At 73.0% G+C, this 16,481-nt stretch carries 18 protein-coding genes; 5 read left to right on the forward strand and 13 right to left on the reverse strand.

Going from position 1 to position 16,481, the window contains the following annotated elements; all coding sequences use genetic code 11:
* Positions 1-55: 55 nt before the first annotated feature.
* Together ACFC09_RS31255 and ACFC09_RS31260 are read right to left on the reverse strand one after the other, a co-directional pair.
* Entirely contained in the window at positions 56-1,822 is a 1,767-nt protein-coding gene (locus ACFC09_RS31255) for an ABC transporter ATP-binding protein (RefSeq protein ID WP_376533708.1), read from the reverse strand.
* Positions 1,823-1,947: 125 nt separating this feature from the next.
* Positions 1,948-2,499, reverse strand: coding sequence for a hypothetical protein (locus ACFC09_RS31260; protein ID WP_376533709.1), 552 nt, complete (start codon positions 2,497-2,499; stop codon positions 1,948-1,950).
* Between the two features lie 201 nt (positions 2,500-2,700).
* Here ACFC09_RS31260 and ACFC09_RS31265 point away from each other — a divergent pair, with 201 nt between their 5' ends.
* Complete coding sequence (locus ACFC09_RS31265) at positions 2,701-2,931, forward strand: DUF397 domain-containing protein (RefSeq protein ID WP_376533710.1); 231 nt, start codon at positions 2,701-2,703, stop codon at positions 2,929-2,931.
* 118 nt (positions 2,932-3,049) lie between these two features.
* Positions 3,050-3,970: a helix-turn-helix domain-containing protein gene (locus tag ACFC09_RS31270; RefSeq protein ID WP_376533711.1), complete on the forward strand. Its 921-nt coding sequence runs from the start codon at positions 3,050-3,052 to the stop codon at positions 3,968-3,970.
* 58 nt (positions 3,971-4,028) lie between these two features.
* Here ACFC09_RS31270 and ACFC09_RS31275 read toward each other — a convergent pair whose 3' ends face one another.
* Entirely contained in the window at positions 4,029-4,847 is an 819-nt protein-coding gene (locus ACFC09_RS31275) for an SAM-dependent methyltransferase (protein ID WP_376533712.1), read from the reverse strand.
* 166 nt (positions 4,848-5,013) lie between these two features.
* Between ACFC09_RS31275 and ACFC09_RS31280 the strand changes: the two genes are divergently transcribed.
* The gene (locus tag ACFC09_RS31280) at positions 5,014-5,901 is read left to right on the forward strand and encodes a Gfo/Idh/MocA family protein (RefSeq protein WP_376533713.1); all 888 of its coding nucleotides are present in this window, start codon (positions 5,014-5,016) and stop codon (positions 5,899-5,901) included.
* A gap of 16 nt (positions 5,902-5,917) precedes the next feature.
* On the opposite strand, the gene ACFC09_RS31285 is transcribed toward ACFC09_RS31280, so the two are convergent.
* Together ACFC09_RS31285 and ACFC09_RS31290 are read right to left on the reverse strand one after the other, a co-directional pair.
* Positions 5,918-6,250: a hypothetical protein gene (locus ACFC09_RS31285; RefSeq protein WP_376533714.1), complete on the reverse strand. Its 333-nt coding sequence runs from the start codon at positions 6,248-6,250 to the stop codon at positions 5,918-5,920.
* Positions 6,251-6,294: 44 nt separating this feature from the next.
* On the reverse strand, positions 6,295-7,209 hold the full coding sequence (locus tag ACFC09_RS31290; RefSeq protein WP_376533715.1) for a GNAT family N-acetyltransferase: 915 nt from the start codon (positions 7,207-7,209) through the stop codon (positions 6,295-6,297).
* A gap of 267 nt (positions 7,210-7,476) precedes the next feature.
* On the opposite strand from ACFC09_RS31290, the gene ACFC09_RS31295 reads away from it, so the two are divergent.
* Positions 7,477-8,595 carry a PP2C family protein-serine/threonine phosphatase gene (locus ACFC09_RS31295; protein WP_376533716.1) on the forward strand — a complete coding sequence of 373 codons (1,119 nt, stop codon included), beginning with the start codon at positions 7,477-7,479 and terminating at the stop codon, positions 8,593-8,595.
* A 56-nt stretch (positions 8,596-8,651) separates the two neighbouring features.
* Here the strand turns inward: ACFC09_RS31295 and ACFC09_RS31300 are convergent, their stop codons facing one another.
* Entirely contained in the window at positions 8,652-9,092 is a 441-nt protein-coding gene (locus ACFC09_RS31300; protein WP_376533717.1) for an Lrp/AsnC family transcriptional regulator, read from the reverse strand.
* Positions 9,093-9,615: 523 nt separating this feature from the next.
* On the opposite strand from ACFC09_RS31300, the gene ACFC09_RS31305 reads away from it, so the two are divergent.
* Positions 9,616-10,083, forward strand: a complete 468-nt coding sequence (locus tag ACFC09_RS31305) for a hypothetical protein (RefSeq protein WP_376533718.1) — start codon at positions 9,616-9,618, stop codon at positions 10,081-10,083.
* Between the two features lie 19 nt (positions 10,084-10,102).
* Here ACFC09_RS31305 and hypE read toward each other — a convergent pair whose 3' ends face one another.
* The 7 genes from hypE to ACFC09_RS31340 form a co-directional block, all read right to left on the reverse strand.
* Positions 10,103-11,170, reverse strand: coding sequence for a hydrogenase expression/formation protein HypE (gene hypE, locus ACFC09_RS31310; RefSeq protein WP_376533719.1), 1,068 nt, complete (start codon positions 11,168-11,170; stop codon positions 10,103-10,105).
* Complete coding sequence (hypD, locus tag ACFC09_RS31315; RefSeq protein ID WP_376533720.1) at positions 11,163-12,287, reverse strand: hydrogenase formation protein HypD; 1,125 nt, start codon at positions 12,285-12,287, stop codon at positions 11,163-11,165. Before hypD ends, hypE begins: the two co-directional genes overlap by 8 nt.
* Complete coding sequence (locus tag ACFC09_RS31320) at positions 12,284-12,586, reverse strand: HypC/HybG/HupF family hydrogenase formation chaperone (RefSeq protein WP_376533721.1); 303 nt, start codon at positions 12,584-12,586, stop codon at positions 12,284-12,286. Before ACFC09_RS31320 ends, hypD begins: the two co-directional genes overlap by 4 nt.
* A gap of 34 nt (positions 12,587-12,620) precedes the next feature.
* Complete coding sequence (gene hypF, locus ACFC09_RS31325) at positions 12,621-15,020, reverse strand: carbamoyltransferase HypF (RefSeq protein ID WP_376533722.1); 2,400 nt, start codon at positions 15,018-15,020, stop codon at positions 12,621-12,623.
* Positions 15,017-15,784 (reverse strand): hydrogenase nickel incorporation protein HypB, encoded by a 768-nt coding sequence (gene hypB / locus ACFC09_RS31330; protein WP_376533723.1) that lies wholly within the window; start codon positions 15,782-15,784, stop codon positions 15,017-15,019. The genes hypF and hypB overlap by 4 nt, the downstream gene beginning before the upstream one ends.
* A gap of 3 nt (positions 15,785-15,787) precedes the next feature.
* Entirely contained in the window at positions 15,788-16,183 is a 396-nt protein-coding gene (locus ACFC09_RS31335) for a hydrogenase maturation nickel metallochaperone HypA (protein WP_376533724.1), read from the reverse strand.
* A gap of 178 nt (positions 16,184-16,361) precedes the next feature.
* A complete protein-coding gene (locus ACFC09_RS31340; RefSeq protein WP_376533725.1) occupies positions 16,362-16,463 on the reverse strand; it encodes a DUF6893 family small protein in 102 nt (33 codons plus the stop codon).
* Positions 16,464-16,481 lie beyond the last annotated feature (18 nt).

A 16,481-nucleotide genomic window follows, 5' to 3' on the forward strand; every position in this document is an offset into this window, starting at 1 on the left:
CTCTTCGCGGCTTCCCGGGACGCACATCACCCCCTCCCGCCCCCTCCGCGCACGGTCAGGCGACCTGTCCGCGGTGCAGCGCGGCATAGGCGCCGCCCCGGTGCAGAAGTTCCTCGTGCCCGCCGATCTCGCGTATCGCGCCGCTCCCCATCACCACGATCCGGTCGGCGCCGCGCACGGTGGACAGGCGGTGCGCCACCACAAAGGTGGTACGGCCGTGCAGCAGCCGTGCGAGAGCCTGCTGGACCAGGGCCTCGGACTGGGTGTCCAGCGCCGAGGTCGCCTCGTCCAGGACCAGCACCCGGGGGTCCCTGATCAGCGCACGGGCGATGACGAGCCGCTGACGCTGGCCTCCGGAGAGCCGGGCACCGCGCTCGCCGACCATGGTGTCGAGGCCGCGGGGCATGCGCTCGACGAACTCCAGCGCGTTGGCGTCGCGCAGCGCGGTGCGCACCGTCTCCTCGTCGACGTCGTCCATCCCGTAGGCGACGTTCTCCCGGACCGTGCCCTCGAACAGGATGGACTCCTGGGGCACGACCGACACGAACTTCCGGTAGGTGCGCAGGTCGAGGCCGTTCATGTCCTGCCCGTCGAGCAGCAGCCGGCCCGAGGTCGGCCGGATGAGGCCGATGACGAGGTTGAGGACGGTGGACTTGCCGGCACCGGACGCCCCGACGAGGGCGATCGTCTCGCCGGGCGCGACGGCGAGGTCGAAGTCCCGTACGGCGGGCCGCCCGTCGTCGTAGGCGTAGCCGACGTTCTGGAACGTGACCGCGCCGCGCACCGCGGTGACCCGCTTCTTGCCCTCGTTGTCCTCCAGTTCGGGGGCCTGGAGCACCTCACCGACGGAGCGCACCGATTCGAGCCCCTTGGTGATGACGGGGGCGAGCGCGGCGAGCGTCGTGGTGGAGTTCGTCAGGGTGGTCAGGAACGCGCTCAGCATGACGACGTCGCCGGCCGAGACCCCCCAGAATCCGTAGTAGGAGATCAGTGCGGCACTGGCCAGCACGAGCACGCCGACGGCGTTGAGGACGACCCAGGCGAGCGAGCCGAACCGGCCGTTGACCAGATCGAGCCGCATGCCGGAGGTCAGCAGGCGGCTGAGCGTGCCGTCCATGCGGTGCAGCGCCTTGTTCTCCAGCCCGTGGGCCCGGGTGACCGGGATGAGACGGGCCATCTCGGTCACCCGCGTCGACAGGGTCTCCACCTCGTGCCGGAACCGCTCGTTGTGCGAGCGCAGCCGCGATCGCAGCCGGGCGACCAGCAGCGAGGCGACCGGCACCACGACCAGGAAGACGGGGACGAACTCGGGTGTGCGGAAGGCGATGATGGCCAGTCCGCCGACCAGTACGGTCAGCGCCCCGAGCCCGGTCTCCGCGGTCTGCTGCACCATCTGTTCCATGGTCTCCACGTCCCGCACGACCTTGGCCTGCAGCACGCCGGCGCTGACCCGGGAGTGGTAGCCGATGGAGAGCTGCTGCATGCGGGTGCACAGCGCCGAGCGCAGGGTGGTGCCCATGCGGCGGACGCTGCCGTAGAGCAGACGGACGTAGAGCAGGTGCAGCGGATAGTTGAGCAGCAGGATCAGCAGGATGGCGCCGGTGCTGAACCACAGGCGGGCGATCGGCTGGTGTTGTACGACGGTGTCGATGATGGACGCGGTGATCAGTGGCAGCAGCCAGACCGGGCTGTGCTTGACGATGAACACGAGCACGGCCACGGCCAGCCTGCCGCGGTCGGCGCGCAGCAGGTAGGCCAGTGTGCGCAGCGGGTGTTCGTCGCGGTAGCGGTGGTCGAGCGGTCTCTCCAGCGACGAGGCCATCGACGGTGTTTCCTCCCCAGTGACCGGTTGGTGGGCAAGCGCTCTCTACCCATCTGCCGGGAGCCTACGTCGATCCGCCCGCGGGAACCCAGTGCTCCACGGGCCGGACACGGCGGGCGGGGCGGCTATTCCCCCAGGGTGCGGGCGAGTTCCCGGGTGGCCCTGGCGATCTCGGGGCTGCCGCCCGGTGCCAGGTGGCGGATGAGGCCCCTGCGGGCGCGCACCGCCTCCCGGGCCTCGCGTTCCCAGACCACGTGGTTCTCCGGGTGGTTGAGCAGCTTGGGGTAGACGGCCGCGGTGTCCTCCCACTGCCGGGCCGCCGCGATGCTGCCGAGGAGTTCGATGATCTGGGCGCGGCAGGCGACGTACGGCAGTTGGGCCAGTTCCCACAGGAAGGGCACGGTGGCGGCCGTGGCCTGCTCCACCACGAAGCCGTACTGGCAGATTCGTTCCCGCAGGTGGCCGAGGGCCTGTCGGGCGCGGTCGTGGTCGCCGCGGGCGATGGTGTGCAGCAGTGCCGGGATGCCGTCGGCGGATCCGGTGGAGTCCTTGATCTCGTGCCAGGGCACTTCGCGGAGGGTCGTCAGCGGCGCGGCCGCGACCGCCCGCAGCGGTGGTGGCGCGGGGTCGGTCCGCCAGGTACTGGAGGGGTCGGTCCGGGGCGCAGGCGAGGACACTACATCTCCCTGATCAACAGTCGTACGACAACGAGGGCAAGGGGGTTGACGTCCTAGTTATTATCCATGTCAACAACGCCCGGATGCAATTGCACGGGAAATTGCGCGAAAAGCGGGTAGGAGACAGGGGACCCTTCCCGGCGTCCTCGTGGCCCGAGCCGCCGGTCCCGCCGCGGGACGTGAACACGCAAGGAGGCTGTGGTGTCATCGGTGCCGAACGGGGTGCGCGCCAGTTCGCTGGACGCCCGGTGGATCAAGAGCAGGCACAGCAACGCCGAGGGCAACTGCGTGGAGTTCGCGGCGCTGCCCGACGGGGACGTCGCGGTCCGCAACTCCCGCGACCCCGACGGGCCCGCGCTCGTCTACACGCCCGCGGAGATGGCGGCCTTCCTGGCGGGCGCGAAGGACGGCGAGTTCGACCACCTGCTGTAGTTGCTCCCGGCGGCGCCCCGCCGCGGAACCGGACGTCCCACATATGTCGTGGACATGGGCCACGGTGCGCCGCTGCGCTACTGTGGCGGTCTTCGCCGACGGTCTGCCGGGAGCATGGATGTCAGCCGAGTCCCCTCGCGTCTCCCGCCTGCAACCCTATCTGGACCGTTCCGAGCCCGCCCCGACCTTGCTGAAGATGCTGGTCGGCGTCCAGTTGGCGGGTTTCCGTGAGGACGCGGGGCTCGCCCAGGAGCAGGCGGCGCGCAGGCTCGGCTTCAGCGCGGCGAAGTTGTCCCGCATCGAGGCGGGCAAGGGCCGGCGGCCTCCGTCCGAGGCCGATGTCCAGGCCCTGCTGACGCTGTACGGCACGGACGCGTACGAGGCTTCGGTGCTGCTCAGGCTCGCGCGGCGGGCCGGGGAGCCAGGCTGGTGGCAGCGGTACGACAAGCGGCTGATGCCGGAGTGGTTCGACCGGCTGGTCGGCCTGCAGGAGGCCGCCGCCGCGATCCGTACGTTCGAGATCCAGTACGTTCCCGGCCTGTTGCAGACTCCCGCCTATGCCCGCGCGGTGGTGCGGCGCGGCCTTCCCACGGCGTCCGAGACAGAGGTGCGCCGTCGGGTGGAACTGCGGATGCGCCGGGCGGAGTTGCTGGGACGTGCGGACGCGCCCCGGCTATGGGTGATCATCGACGAGTCGGTGCTGCTGCGCGTCCTCGGCGGCGCCGAGGTGATGCGCGAGCAGTTGGAGCACCTGCTGCGGATGGCCCAGCGGCCCCATGTCACCCTGCAGATCGTCCCGCTGGACGTGACGAACGCCTCGGCGCCCGCGATCCCGGTCACCTATCTGCGGTTCGGCGGGACGGACCTGCCCGACGTGGTCTATCTGGAACACATCAGGAGCGCGCACTTCCTTGAGGACCGGGACGAGACCGAGGAGTACCGGGTCGTCCTGGACCGGCTCGCCGACGAGGCGTTGCAGCCGCGGCAGTCCGTCGACCTGCTGAGCCTGGTCCTGGCGCGGCGCTACCCGGGTACCTGAACGCACCGGGTGGACCGGGCCGCACGGGCACCGCCCCCGCCCTCGTGCCGCGGAACACCTAGCCGACGCGGCCCACGCCGCCGAACTCGATCCATTCGTGTGTGAGCTGGCGGGGCGCGACCTCCGAGTCGGGCCGCCAGGTCGACACCTCGACGAGGCCCGGTTCGAGGATCTCCAGGCCCTCGAAGAGTTCCGCGACGTCCTTCTCCTGCCGCACCCGGCCCCAGTTCCCCTGGGTGGTCTGGTCCATGAAGTCGGTGACGAACCTGCGGACTTCGGCATCCTCGCTGACCAGTTGGCACATCACCAGGAAGCTGCCGGGGGCGAGGCGTTCGGCGACCCGGCGGGACAGGGCGTGCGGGCCGTCGGTGTCGCTGTCCGGCAGGCAGTGCATGACCGACACGAACAGCACGGCGACCGGGTGGGAGAAGTCGATGAGCCGCCGGGTGTCGGGGTGCGCGAAGATCCCGTCGGTGTCCCGCATGTCCGCCTGGATGACGGCGGTGCGCTCGTCCTGCTCCAGCAGTGCCCGGCCGTGGACCAGCACCATGGGGTCGTTGTCGACGTAGACGACGTGGGACGCGGGGTCGACGGACTGGGCGACCTGGTGCACGTTGTCCTGGGTGGGCAGCCCGGACCCGTGGTCGAGGAACTGCCGGATGCCGTAGTCCCGGGCCAGCGTCCGTACGACGCGCCGCAGGAAGCGGCGGTTGTTGACGGCGAGCCGCCGGGTGCTGGGCACCACCCGGTCGAGTTCTTCGCACGCCGCCCGGTCGGCCGCGTAGTTGTCCTTGCCGCCGAGGTAGTGGTCGTACATACGGGCGGCCGTCGGTACGGTGGGGTCGATCTCCCTGGACGGCTGGTTTCCCGTGTTCATCGCTCCCCCATGCGTACCCGCGTCGGTCGGCCGTGACCGCAAGGGACACATCCTAGGGACCGGGCGGTCCCCGTGGTAGCCCACGAACGGACGATCTGTGAAACCCTCACCCGAGATCGGCGGTCCGCGCCGGTCGTCACGTTCGGCACCCTGGAAAGGCAGCGCGATGCGCATCGGACTGCTCGGCACCGGCCCTTGGGCCCAGATGGTCCACGCCCCCGCCCTGAGCGGGCACGACGAGGTTGAGTTCACCGGAGTGTGGGGGCGGCGCGCGGACGCCGCCGCGGAACTCGCGGGGCAGCACGGCACCCGGGCCTACGACGATGTGGACGCCCTGTTCGCCGACTCGGACGCGGTCGCCGTGGCGCTGCCGCCGGACGTCCAGGCGCCGCTCGCCGTGCGGGCCGCCCGCGCCGGATGTCATCTGCTGCTCGACAAGCCGCTCGCCACCACGGCGGCGGACGGCGCGGCGGTCGTGGCGGCGGCCCGGGAGGCCGAGGTCGCCTCCGTGGTGTTCTTCACCTCCCGGTTCCAGCCCGAGATCGACGCCTGGATCACGGAGCAGGCGGACAAGGGCGGCTGGTTCACCGCGCGGGCGCAGTGGCTGGGTTCGGTGTTCCGGGCCGACAGCCCGTTCGGGGCGTCGCCGTGGCGCAAGGAGAAGGGCGCCCTCTGGGACGTAGGGCCGCACGCCCTGTCCGTGCTGCTGCCGGTGCTGGGTGACGTACGGAAGGTGACCGCCGCGGCCCATGGACCGGGGGACACCGCGCATGTGGTCCTCGATCACCTCGGTGGTGCCTCCAGCACACTGACGCTGAGCCTCACGGCCCCGACGGCGGCGGCCGGCACCACCGTGGAACTGCGCGGCGAGGCCGGGGTGGCCGAACTGCCGAGCAGCGCGGACGGCGGCCTCCCGGCGTTCGGCCGGGCGATCGACGCGCTGCACGAAGCGGCGCGCACGGGCCGGCCGCATCCGTGCGACGCCGCCTTCGCCCTCCGGGCGACCGAGATCCTCGGCTCCGCCGAATCCCTGCTGGGCGAGCGGACGGGCTGACCGGCCCGGCCCCGGGCTAGGGCCCCGGGGCGAACGGCTCGTCGCTCCACCGGAACCAGGCCCGGCCCTCCGCGATGTGCAGCAGGAACTCGGGGACCGGGCCGTCCGGGGAGACGAGGGCCACTCGTCGGCGGATCTCCTGCTGGACGCTCTCCCACTGCTCCCGGTGCCCCTCGCCGACCGCGTCGGCCAGGGCCAGCTCGCGGGCGAACAGCTCCCGGACGCGGGCGAAGGCGGGGCCGGGGGCGAAGCGGCCGGACAGCCACGGGAAGTCGGCGTCGTCGATCAGGATCTCGCCGACGGACCCGTCCCCGCTGTGCACGTACCAGACATCGCCTTCGAACCCCATGCCCGCCTCCGCCGTCCGTCACCGATCAGCCCGCCGTCAGGCTGTCACTCGTCTCTGCCAACGACTGCGGTGTCGATCTGGAAATGCACCCGTTCACGCAGGACGGGGTATCCGGCCCGGGCGAAGTGCCCGGCCATCGGAAGATTGCCCTGGTCGGTCGCGGCGGCGATGGTGTCGGCGCCCCGCTCGGCGAGGAAGTGGGTGCACTCGGCGAGCAGGTCGTAGCCGTAGCCGTGGCCGCGCTGTTCCGGCAGGACTCCGATGAAGCCGATGCAGGGCCGTTGCGGGTTGTGCGCGGGAATGTGGATGCCGACGGGCTCTCCCTGGGGGGTGTGGGCGACCTGCCACCACTCGCGCGGCGACGGGCACCAGCGGAAGAAGTCGATCTCCTCCTGGGCGGCCAGCTCCACTCCCCCCTTGGCGACGGCCCGGCGGGCGTGGGCGTCCAGGGTGACGGAGTGGATACGGCGCAGGGCGTCGAAGAACACCGCGTCGTCGGGTTCGGCGCGGTGGACGAGCCGCCGCGGCCGTTCGGGCAGGCCGCACCGGGGTGTCCAGCGGTAGACGTAACGGTCCACCAGGTGCCGGTAGCCGGCCGCCCGCGCGGCGGCGAAGCGGGTCTCGGCGGCGGTCCGCTGTGCGGGTACGTCCCGCCAGCCGGCCGGCAGGCTGAACTCCAGGTCGTCGACCGGCCAGGGCGCGGACCGCAGCAGTGCGGCCCCCGCCGCCTCCTCGCCCTCGGCCACGTCGAACCAGTCGACGGTGCGGGGCCGGGGGTCGTCGGGTCCGCCCCACCAGGCGGCCCGCGCCACGACCGTGCCGTCGCGCAGGGCCACCCGCTTCCAGTCGGGGCGGTGCCGGGTCTGCCGGTGCGCCTCGGCCGCGTGCAGTGGGTCGGGGAGGGTGTCGAAGAGGTGGACGGTGTGCTCGTCGAGGGTCTGGATGACCGGATCGGTCATGGTTCCTCCGGGAGGCGTGGGTGAGGCAGCGCTCCCGGTCAGGTCAGACGTGGCACGCCGGGGCGACGGGGAGGGAGCGCTGGGTGTCGGTGAACCGCATGGCTCTCGCCTCCTTCCGTGGTCTCCATGGGCGTGCGGAGCCCAAGGTAGGGGCGGGCGTCGGTCGGCGTCCACTGCTTTTCCGGCGGCGGCGGCTGACCGGCCGGGCCGTCGGCGGCACCCTCGCGGGCGGGCCGGGTACCGCGGCCCGGGGCGTAGCGTGGGCGTGTGACGACGACGGTCCGAGTCCGGCGGTGGCGCCGGTACCGGGAGGAGCGTGGGTGGCTGCGGGGAGCGCCGCCACCGCGCTGGGTGCGAGTGCTGCCCGTCGTGCTGCTCGCGGGGGTGACCACGGCCACCCTGCTCAGCCGCGACGCGCTCGACATCGGCTTCCTGCTGGGGGCCATCCCGCCGCTCGCCGTCCTGTCGTACGGGCCACTGCTCACGGCGGTGATGGGCGCTCTGGTGGTGATCGTGCTCAATGTGCCGGCCACCCATCTCAACCAGCCGGGCAACACCGATCTGCTCACCATCGTCTTCGTCGCCGTACTGAGTGTGTTCGTCGCCTACGTGGCCCGTCACCGCGACGCCCAGCTGGTCACCGAGCAGACGGTCGCGGAAGCCGTGCAGCGGGCCGTCGTCCCGCCGCTGCCGGACCGGGTCGGGGACGTCGGGTGCTGGGGGCTGTACCGGGCGGCCCAGACCGGGACTCTGGTCGGGGGCGACTTCTTCGACGTGCGCGACGGCCCCTACGGGGTCCGGGCGGTGATGGCCGATGTCCAGGGGCACGGGCTCGCGACCGTGCCGACCGTGGTGTCGCTGCTGGGCGCCTTCCGGGAGGCGGTGCTCGACCAGCCGGACCTGGAAGGGGTCGCGGCGCGCATGGACCGGCGGCTCACGGCGGACGCGGTGGGGCCGCGCGGCGCCGAGCTGTTCGCCACGGCCGTGCTGCTGGAGTTCTCCGGCGACGTCCGCACGGTGCGGATCGCGGTCCGCGGGCATCCGCCGCCGATCCTGCTGCGCGACGGGCAGGCCAGCGAGATCCTGGTCACACCGGGTATTCCGCTGGGCGTGGATCCGTTCGGTGTCCGGCCGCCCAAGGAGGCCACGGTCGAGCTGGGCCCCGGTGACCGGTTGTTCCTGGCCTCGGACGGAGTGTGGGAGGCACGGGACACCTCCGGCGCCTTCTATCCGCTGGCCGAGCGGCTGCGCGGGCTCGCGACCGAGGACCCGGCCGTGCTGACCGCCCGGCTGTGGGCCGACCTCCTGGAGCACTGCGGAGCGATCCGGGACGACACCACCATGCTCGTCCTCACCCCGCGGCCGGCCATCGCCGGCGGCGGCTGACGCGCGCACGGCGTTCGCCCGCGCGCCGCCCCCGGGTCCACGCCACCCCGGACGGGTCAGCCCACGTCCCGCAGGAAGCGTTGGGTGTGGATGCCGAAGTACGGGAACGACTGGATCTGCCGGACGCCGTCGATCGGCCGCACCACGTCGTTGACGAAGTCGAGCAGCTCTTTCGGACCGGGGGTGATCACCTCGGCGAACAGGTCGAAGCCGCCGGAGGTGAGCACCGAGTAGATCACCTCGGGATGTCCGGCCAGCGCGTCGGCGACGGCGCGCGGGTCGCCGGCCACGCCGATGCCGAGCAGGGCCATGGCCTGGCCGCCCATGGCCATCGGGTCGGTGACCCCGACGACCTGGACGGCCCGGGAGTCCAGGAGTCGTTGCAGGCGCTGCCGGGCCGCCGAGGCGGACAGGCCGACCTTGGGGCCCAGGTCGGCGTACGCGATGCGCCCGTCGGTCTGCAGTTCACGCAGGATGGCCCGGTCGATCTCGTCCACGTTCGTCCTCCCCCGCCGTCGGCCCGGCTCCGGCCCACCTTAACTGCGGCTCTCGGTCGGTCAGTTCGGCGCGGGCCGCGGTGGACACCTCGGCGCGGGTGTCCCCGTCCTGTCCGGAGGTGTCGGGACGATGCCCGTGCGCATGCCCCGCCGCGAGCCGCTCGGGCAGCTTCGTCATCCGGGCGGACACGTCGTCGGTGAGCACGTGTTCCGGGGGTTCGCGCCGTCGGGCCTCCGCGCGCCCCCGCGCGACGAGGTGATGCGGACGAGTGCGGTCCAAGACGTACTCCGAACGAGGAGATGACGGAACAGGGGAAGCATACGATCGAATCAATCGCCTGAAACCCCATTCTGCGATCGAATCAACTGTTCGGATGATTGATTCACGTGTCAACCGACTCATTGGTTGAATCACCGGGCACACCGCCCCTACCCAGCCTAGAAATATCTACCAGGATGCATATGCCGGGTTGGTGTGCCGCACCGTGCGGTCACCTCGTGCACCCGGCATCCGGAGAAGCAGATGGCGGATGCGATGTGGATGCGGGGCGTGGAGTGGCTGGCGGCGGCCTCCTGCGACCCGCGGGCCTGCAAGCGGAAGTGGGACCAGGGCGACGGTGTCGCGCTGCTGGAGGCGGGGCGTTACTGGGATGTGCTCAGCGTCCCCGACGAGTTGGGCATACTTGCCCTCGACCTGCTGTGGAGTCCGGCCCTGCCGCTACCGGGCCCCACGCTCGCCGACGGGGGAGCCGGCCGGGTCGGGTTCTTCCTGCCGCCCGACCCGGGCAGCCGGTGGGTCGGGGCCGGGCTGCGGCACGCGAGCAAAGGCGCGTGGGTCGCGGTGCCGCCGCCGTACCGTCCGGCCGGGCTCATGGAGTGGCTGGTCCCACCGGACGGCTCGGGCGCGCTGCACGCGCCCACCGCGGTGGAGGTGGCCCTGCGCCAGGCGCACGGCACCCTGGCCGTCCTCGGACCGCCGGAGTCCGCGTGAACCCGGCGGCCCGGCACGCTCAGCAGATCCGCGGCAGCTGCTCCCCCAGCGGCATGTCGACCACCCGGGTGCCGCCCAGGCCGGTGCGGGCCACCACCATGCCGGGATGGTCCGCCACCGCCTCGCCGATGATCGCGGCCTGCGCGCCCAGCGGATGCGCGCGCATCGCCGCCAGTACGGCGTCGGCGTGCTCGCGCGGCACGAACGCCACGAGCTTGCCCTCGTTGGCGACGTAGAACGGGTCGAGGCCCAGGACGGCGCAGGCGCCGGCCACGGCCGGTGGGACCGGCACCGCGCGTTCCGTGATGACGACACCGGTGCCCGAGGCGGCCGCGATCTCGTTGAGCGAGGCCGCCAGTCCCCCGCGGGTGGGGTCGCGCAACACGTGCAGGTCCGGGGTGACGGCGAGCATGTCCGCGACCAGACCGCCGAGAGCCGCGCAGTCGCTGACGATGTCCACGCCGAACTCCAGGCCCTCGCGCACGCTCATGACGGCCACGCCGTGCGCGCCGACCGGGCCGCTGACGATCACCACGTCGCCGGGCACCACCCGGGCCGGACGCAGGTCGACACCCGCCGGGATCAGCCCGATGCCGGCCGTGTTGACGAAGATCCCGTCGCCGTGCCCGGACTCGACCACCTTGGTGTCACCGGTCGCGACCTCCACGCCCGCCGCGCGCGCTGCGGCGCCGAGCGCCTCGGCCACCCGGGCCACGGTGGCGATCTCCACCCCTTCCTCCAGGATGAATCCGCAGGAGAGGTAGGCGGGTTCGGCGCCGCTCATGGCGAGGTCGTTGACGGTGCCGTTGACGGCGAGATCGCCGATGCTGCCGCCGGGGAAGAACAGCGGCCGCACCACGAAGGAGTCGGTGGAGAAGGCCAGCCGGACACCGCCCAGGGACAGCGCGGCCGCGTCGCCCAGCTCGGCGAGGGCCGCCCCGCCGAACGCGGGCGCGAAGACGTGCTCGACCAGTTCGGCGGAGAGCGTGCCGCCGCCGCCGTGGCCCATGACGACGCGGGGCTGGTCGCGCAGCGGGGCCGGGCAGGTCCAGCCGGTCACGTCCAGGGTGTCGGTGGTGTCAGGCAACGGGGCTCGCCTCCCGGGGCGCGGGCGTGTTCTGCAGGCGTCGGTAGAGGTAGTAGGCGGCGCAGGCGCCCTCGCTGGAGACCATGGTGGCGCCGAGCGGGGTGCGCGGGGTGCAGCGGGTGCCGAACGCCTCGCACTGGTGGGGTTTGAGCAGGCCCTGGAGGACCTCGCCGCTGCGGCACTCGGCCGGCTCCAGGGTGCGGATGCCGTCGACGCTGAAGCGCAGTTCGGCGTCGTAGGCGCGGTACTTCTCGGACAGCCGCCAGCCGCTGCCGGGGATCACACCGATCCCCCGCCAGGGCCGGTCGGTGACCTCGAAGACGTCCTCCAGCATGGCCCTGGCCGCGGGGTTGCCCTCGGCGCGGACGGCCCGCGGGTAGGCGTTCTCGACGGTGTGCTCGCCGCGTTCCAGCTGCGTCACGGTGCGGCGTACGCCTTCGAGGATGTCCAGCGGTTCGAAGCCGGTGACGACGATCGGCACGCGGTGGCGCCGGGCCAGCTCCGGGTACTCGTCGACGCCCATGACGGTGCACACGTGTCCGGCGGCGAGGAACGCCTGTACCCGGCAGCTCGGCGAGCCCATGATCGCCTCGATGGCGGGAGGCACCCGGACGTGCGACACCAGCAGGCTGAAATTGCGGATGCCGAGCCTGCGGGCCTGGTGGACGGTCATCGCGTTGGGCGGCGCGGTGGTCTCGAAGCCGATGCCGAAGAACACCACCTCGCGGTCCGGGTGCCGCTGGGCGATCCGCAGGGCGTCCAGCGGCGAGTAGACGACGCGTACGTCGCCGCCCTGCCCGCGCACCTGGAACAGGTCCCGGCCCGTCCCGGGCACCCGGAGCATGTCGCCGAAGGAGCAGAAGATCACCTCGGGCCGGGAGGCGATCTCCAGGGCCTTGTCGATGACCTCCAGCGGTGTGACGCAGACCGGGCAGCCCGGACCGTGGATCAACTCGACCTGCTCGGGCAGGAGCTGGTCGATGCCGTGGCGGATGATGGAGTGCGTCTGCCCGCCGCAGACCTCCATCAGCGCCCAGGGCCGGGTGACCGTCGCGTGGATCTCGTCGAGGAGCCGGCGGGCCAGCTCCGGGTCCTGGAACTCGTCGATGTACCTCACTGCCGTGCCTCCTCGCCGGTGTGTGCGGTGCCCGCGTCCGCGGCGGCCTCCCAGGGGTCGCCGAACTCCTCCTGGAGCATGCCGAGTTCGGCGAAGAGTTCGAGCGTCCTGCGGGCCGATTCCTCGTCGAGGCGTTGCAGCGCGAAACCGACGTGCACGATGGCGTACTCGCCGACCTTCAGGTCGGGCAGGTACTCCAGGCACACCTCTTTGACCACGCCGCCGAAATCGACGGTGGCCACCCGGGTGCCGTCCCGTTCGTCGATGTCCAGCACTCTGCCGGGTACCGCCAGGCACATGGGCCTCTCCTCGCTGTGGGGTGGTGCGTCGGTCTCAGGGGGTCGTGTCGCCGGGGCCGGCCGTCCGGGCGGCCACCATCAGCTGCCCCAGGGCCAGGCCGCCGTCGCCGGGCGGGACCAAGCGGTGGCGCAGCACGGTGAAGCCGTCCGCCGCGAGGACCGCGGCGCAGGCCGAGGAGAGCAGGGAGTTGAGGAACACGCCGCCGGTGAGGGCGACGGTGTCCACTCCGTACCGGTCCCGGGCCAGCAGGCAGACGCGGTGCACGAGCGCGGTGACGGCCCGGTGGAAGCGGGCGGCGACGGTCGCCGTGGGCACGCCCGCCCGCAGGTCGTCGACGACCGCCGCCAGGACGGGCGCCGCGTCGGCCCGCAGCGGTCCGTCACCGGACTGCCCGTCACCGGCCTTCGCCGCACGCACGGCGAAGGCGTAGGCGGCGGTGTCCGCGGCGGGAGCGCACAGCGCGGCGGCCTCCAGTTCGACGGCGGCCTGGGCCTCGTACCCGGCCCGGTGGCACACGCCGACGAGGGACGACACCGCGTCGAAGAGGCGGCCCATGCTGGAGGTGGGCACGCAGCCGATGCCGCGCTCCAACTGCCGTGCCAGCACGCCGCGTTCGACCGGCGGGCAGGCGGTCACGCAGGGCAGGTCGGCGGACCAGTCGAGGCCGGCCGCGCGCAGGTGCGCGAGGGCCATGCGGTAGGGCCGGTGCACCGCGGCGTCGCCGCCCGGCAGGGGGACGTAGGCCAGGTGCCCGACGCGGGTGAAACCGGCGTAGTCCGCGAGCAGGAACTCCCCGCCCCACACCGCTCCGTCGTCGCCGTGGCCGGTGCCGTCGAATGCCGCGCCGAGCACGGGCCGGCCGCCGTCCAGTCCGTGTTCGGCCATCGCGGCGGCGATGTGCGCGTGGTGGTGCTGGACGCGGACCACCGGCCGTCCGGCGGCGTTGCGGACGGCCCACCGGGCGGAGCGGTAGCCCGGGTGCCGGTCGGCCGCCAGCAGCTCGGGCCGCACCGGTGTGATCGACTCCAGTTGGGCCACCGCGCGGCCGAAGGCGCGCTGGGTGGCCAGGTCGTCCATGTCCCCGATGTGCGCCGACAGCCAGGCCCGCCGGCCCGCGCCGAGACAGCACGCGTTCTTCAGGTCACCGCCGACCGCGAGCGTCGGGCGCACCGGCACGGGCAGGTCCAGGGGCAGCGGCGCATAGCCCCGGGCGCGGCGCACCAGCAGCGGCTGCCCGTCGCACACCCGCACCACCGAGTCGTCGCAGGGCACGTGGATCGGCCGGTCGTGGGTGAGCCAGGCGTCGGCCAGCGGGGCGAGGCGTTCCAGGGCCTCCTCGTCGTCGGTGACGATCGGTTCACCGGACACGTTGCCGCTCGTCATGACCAGCAGCCGGGGGCCCTCGGGGTCGCCGGGCAGGCCCAGCAGGAGGTGGTGCAGCGGCGTGTAGGGCAGCATCACGCCGAGGTCGGGGCTGCCGGGGGCGACCTGGTCCGCGGGGCGCGGACCGGCGGGCGCGGCGCCGGCGCGGCGGCGCAGCAGCACGATGGGGCGGACCGGGCCGGCGAGCAGTTCGCGTTCCGCCTCGTCCGGCGACACCAGGTGCGCGATGTCGTCGAGGCCGCGGGCCATCAGCGCGAACGGCTTGTCGCCCCGTGCCTTGCGCTGCCGCAGCAGTGCGACGGCCCCGGGATCGGTGGCGTCGCACGCCAGGTGGTAGCCGCCGAGCCCCTTCACGGCGAGGACCGCGCCCCGCGCCAGTAGCCGCCGCGCCTCGGTCACCGGGTCCGCCTCCGCGACCTCCTCGGGGGCGGCGCCGGGGTGCGGGCGGCCGACGAGCAGGCGCAGCCGCGGACCGCAGTCCGGGCAGGCGACGGGCTGGGCGTGGAAGCGCCGGTCGGCGGGGTCGGCGTACTCGCGGGCGCAGCCGGGGCACATCGGGAAGCGGGCCATGGTGGTGTGCGGCCGGTCGTAGGGCAGGCCGGTGACGATCGTGAGGCGGGGGCCGCAGTGGGTGCAGTTGACGAAGGGATGGCGGTGGCGCCGGTCGGCGGGGTCGGCGAGTTCACGCAGGCAGGCCGCGCAGGTCGCCGTGTCCGGGGGGATGAGGGCGCCGGCCGGGCCGCCGGCGCGGGAGGCGAGGATGGCGAACGCGCCCTCGCCGACGACCGGCACGTCCTGGTGGTCGACGCCGTCGACGCGGGCCAGCGGCGGGGCGTCCGGCGCGAGCCGGGCGCAGAACCGGCCCACGGTGTCCGGGGCGCCCTCGACCTCGACGACCACCCCGTCCGGGGTGTTGGTCACGTGCCCGGTCAGGCCGAGCGAGGTGGCGAGGCCATGGACGTAGGGCCGGAAGCCGACGCCCTGCACCACACCGCGGACGACGACCCGGCGGCGCAGCGCCGTCCCCTCGGCGGCCCCGGTGACGCTCACGAGTGCGACGGGACCGTGGCGTGGGTGTGGCCGCCGTGGGCGTGGCCGGCGTGGGCGTGCCCGGCGTGCTCGTGCGGGCGGCGGGCCATGACCGGGGTGTGCGGCGGGGTGCCGTCGGCGGCGGCCAGGGCCCGCTCCAGGAGGATGCCTAGCCCCTGCTGTCCGCGCACCGACGTCAGCACCACCTCGACGCCCGGGTTGACCTGTTCGACGTGGGCGCGGAACGCCTCCTCGTCGAAGCCCACGGCCTGGGCGATGTCGGTCTTGGTGACGACCACCAGGTTCGCGAGGCCGAAGGCGGTGGGGTACTTCAGCGGCTTGTCCTCGCCCTCTGTCACGGAGGCCAGGACCACCCGCAGGCTCTCGCCGAGGTCGTAGGAGGCCGGGCAGACGAGGTTGCCGACGTTCTCCACGAACAGCAGCCGCGTCGGCTCCGGCAGCCAGTCCTCGATGTGCCGGGCGAGCATCCCGGCCTCCAGATGGCACAGCCCGTCGGTGAGGATCTGTCTGACCGGGACCCCGGAACGCTTGAGCCGGGCGGCGTCGTTCTCGGTGGCGAGGTCGGCGGTGAGCGCGGCGGCCGGCACGGACCGCTCACGGGCCAGGGTCAGTTCGTGCTCCAGCAGGGCGGTCTTGCCGCTGCCCGGACTGGAGAGCAGGTTGACGACCGTGGTGCCGCGGGCCGCGAGGCGCGCGCGCAGGGCCTGCGCGGACTCGTCGTTGCGGGCGAGCACGGACTGTTGGAGATCCACCGCACGGCACATGGTTCAGCACTCCTCGACGCTCGGTTCACAAGGGGGTGCCGTCGTCGTCCCGTCCTCCCAGCGCACCCCGGTGATGCGCAGTTCGCGGCCGGACAGCAGGTCGGTGCTGGCGCCCCGGCACCGCGGGCAGCTCAGCCGGGGCGGCATGCCGACCGCCCATTCGTGGCCGCAGGGCGCGCAGCGGGCCCGCCCGGGCACGGGTTCGGTGACCAGTTCGGCGCCCTCCAGCAGGGTTCCGGCGCAGGCCAGTTCGAAGGAGAAGGCAAGGGCGTCGGGTACGACGCCGGCCAGTTCGCCCACCTGGAGCCGCACCGAGCGCACCGCGGTGACGTCACCGGCCCGTTCGGCCGCCTCCGCCACCTGCTCGATCACCGCGAGCGCGATGGACATCTCGTGCATCTGCCTCCGTCCCGACGGGCCGTACGTGCACACGGAGCGGGCCGTTCGTGAGCGACCGGCCGTCTCCCATTAGAGGTGCGGGGTGCCGGGCCGCCGGCCCGGCACGCCGCCGTGGCCCAGCCACGTACGTCGTTTGCCGCAGCGCCCCGCCGGGGCGGGGTGCGCCGCGGGACGGGGCTCACATGCTGCGGATCTTCAGATAGCGCCGGAGGTCGGGCAGGGACTGCACGACGACCGTGGCGACCGCGGCGGCCAGTGCACCGACGACGATCTTCTTCATGGGGCTCTCCTCACTTCG

The sequence above is a fragment of the Streptomyces sp. NPDC056161 genome, from assembly GCF_042268025.1.
GTDB lineage: Bacteria > Actinomycetota > Actinomycetes > Streptomycetales > Streptomycetaceae > Streptomyces.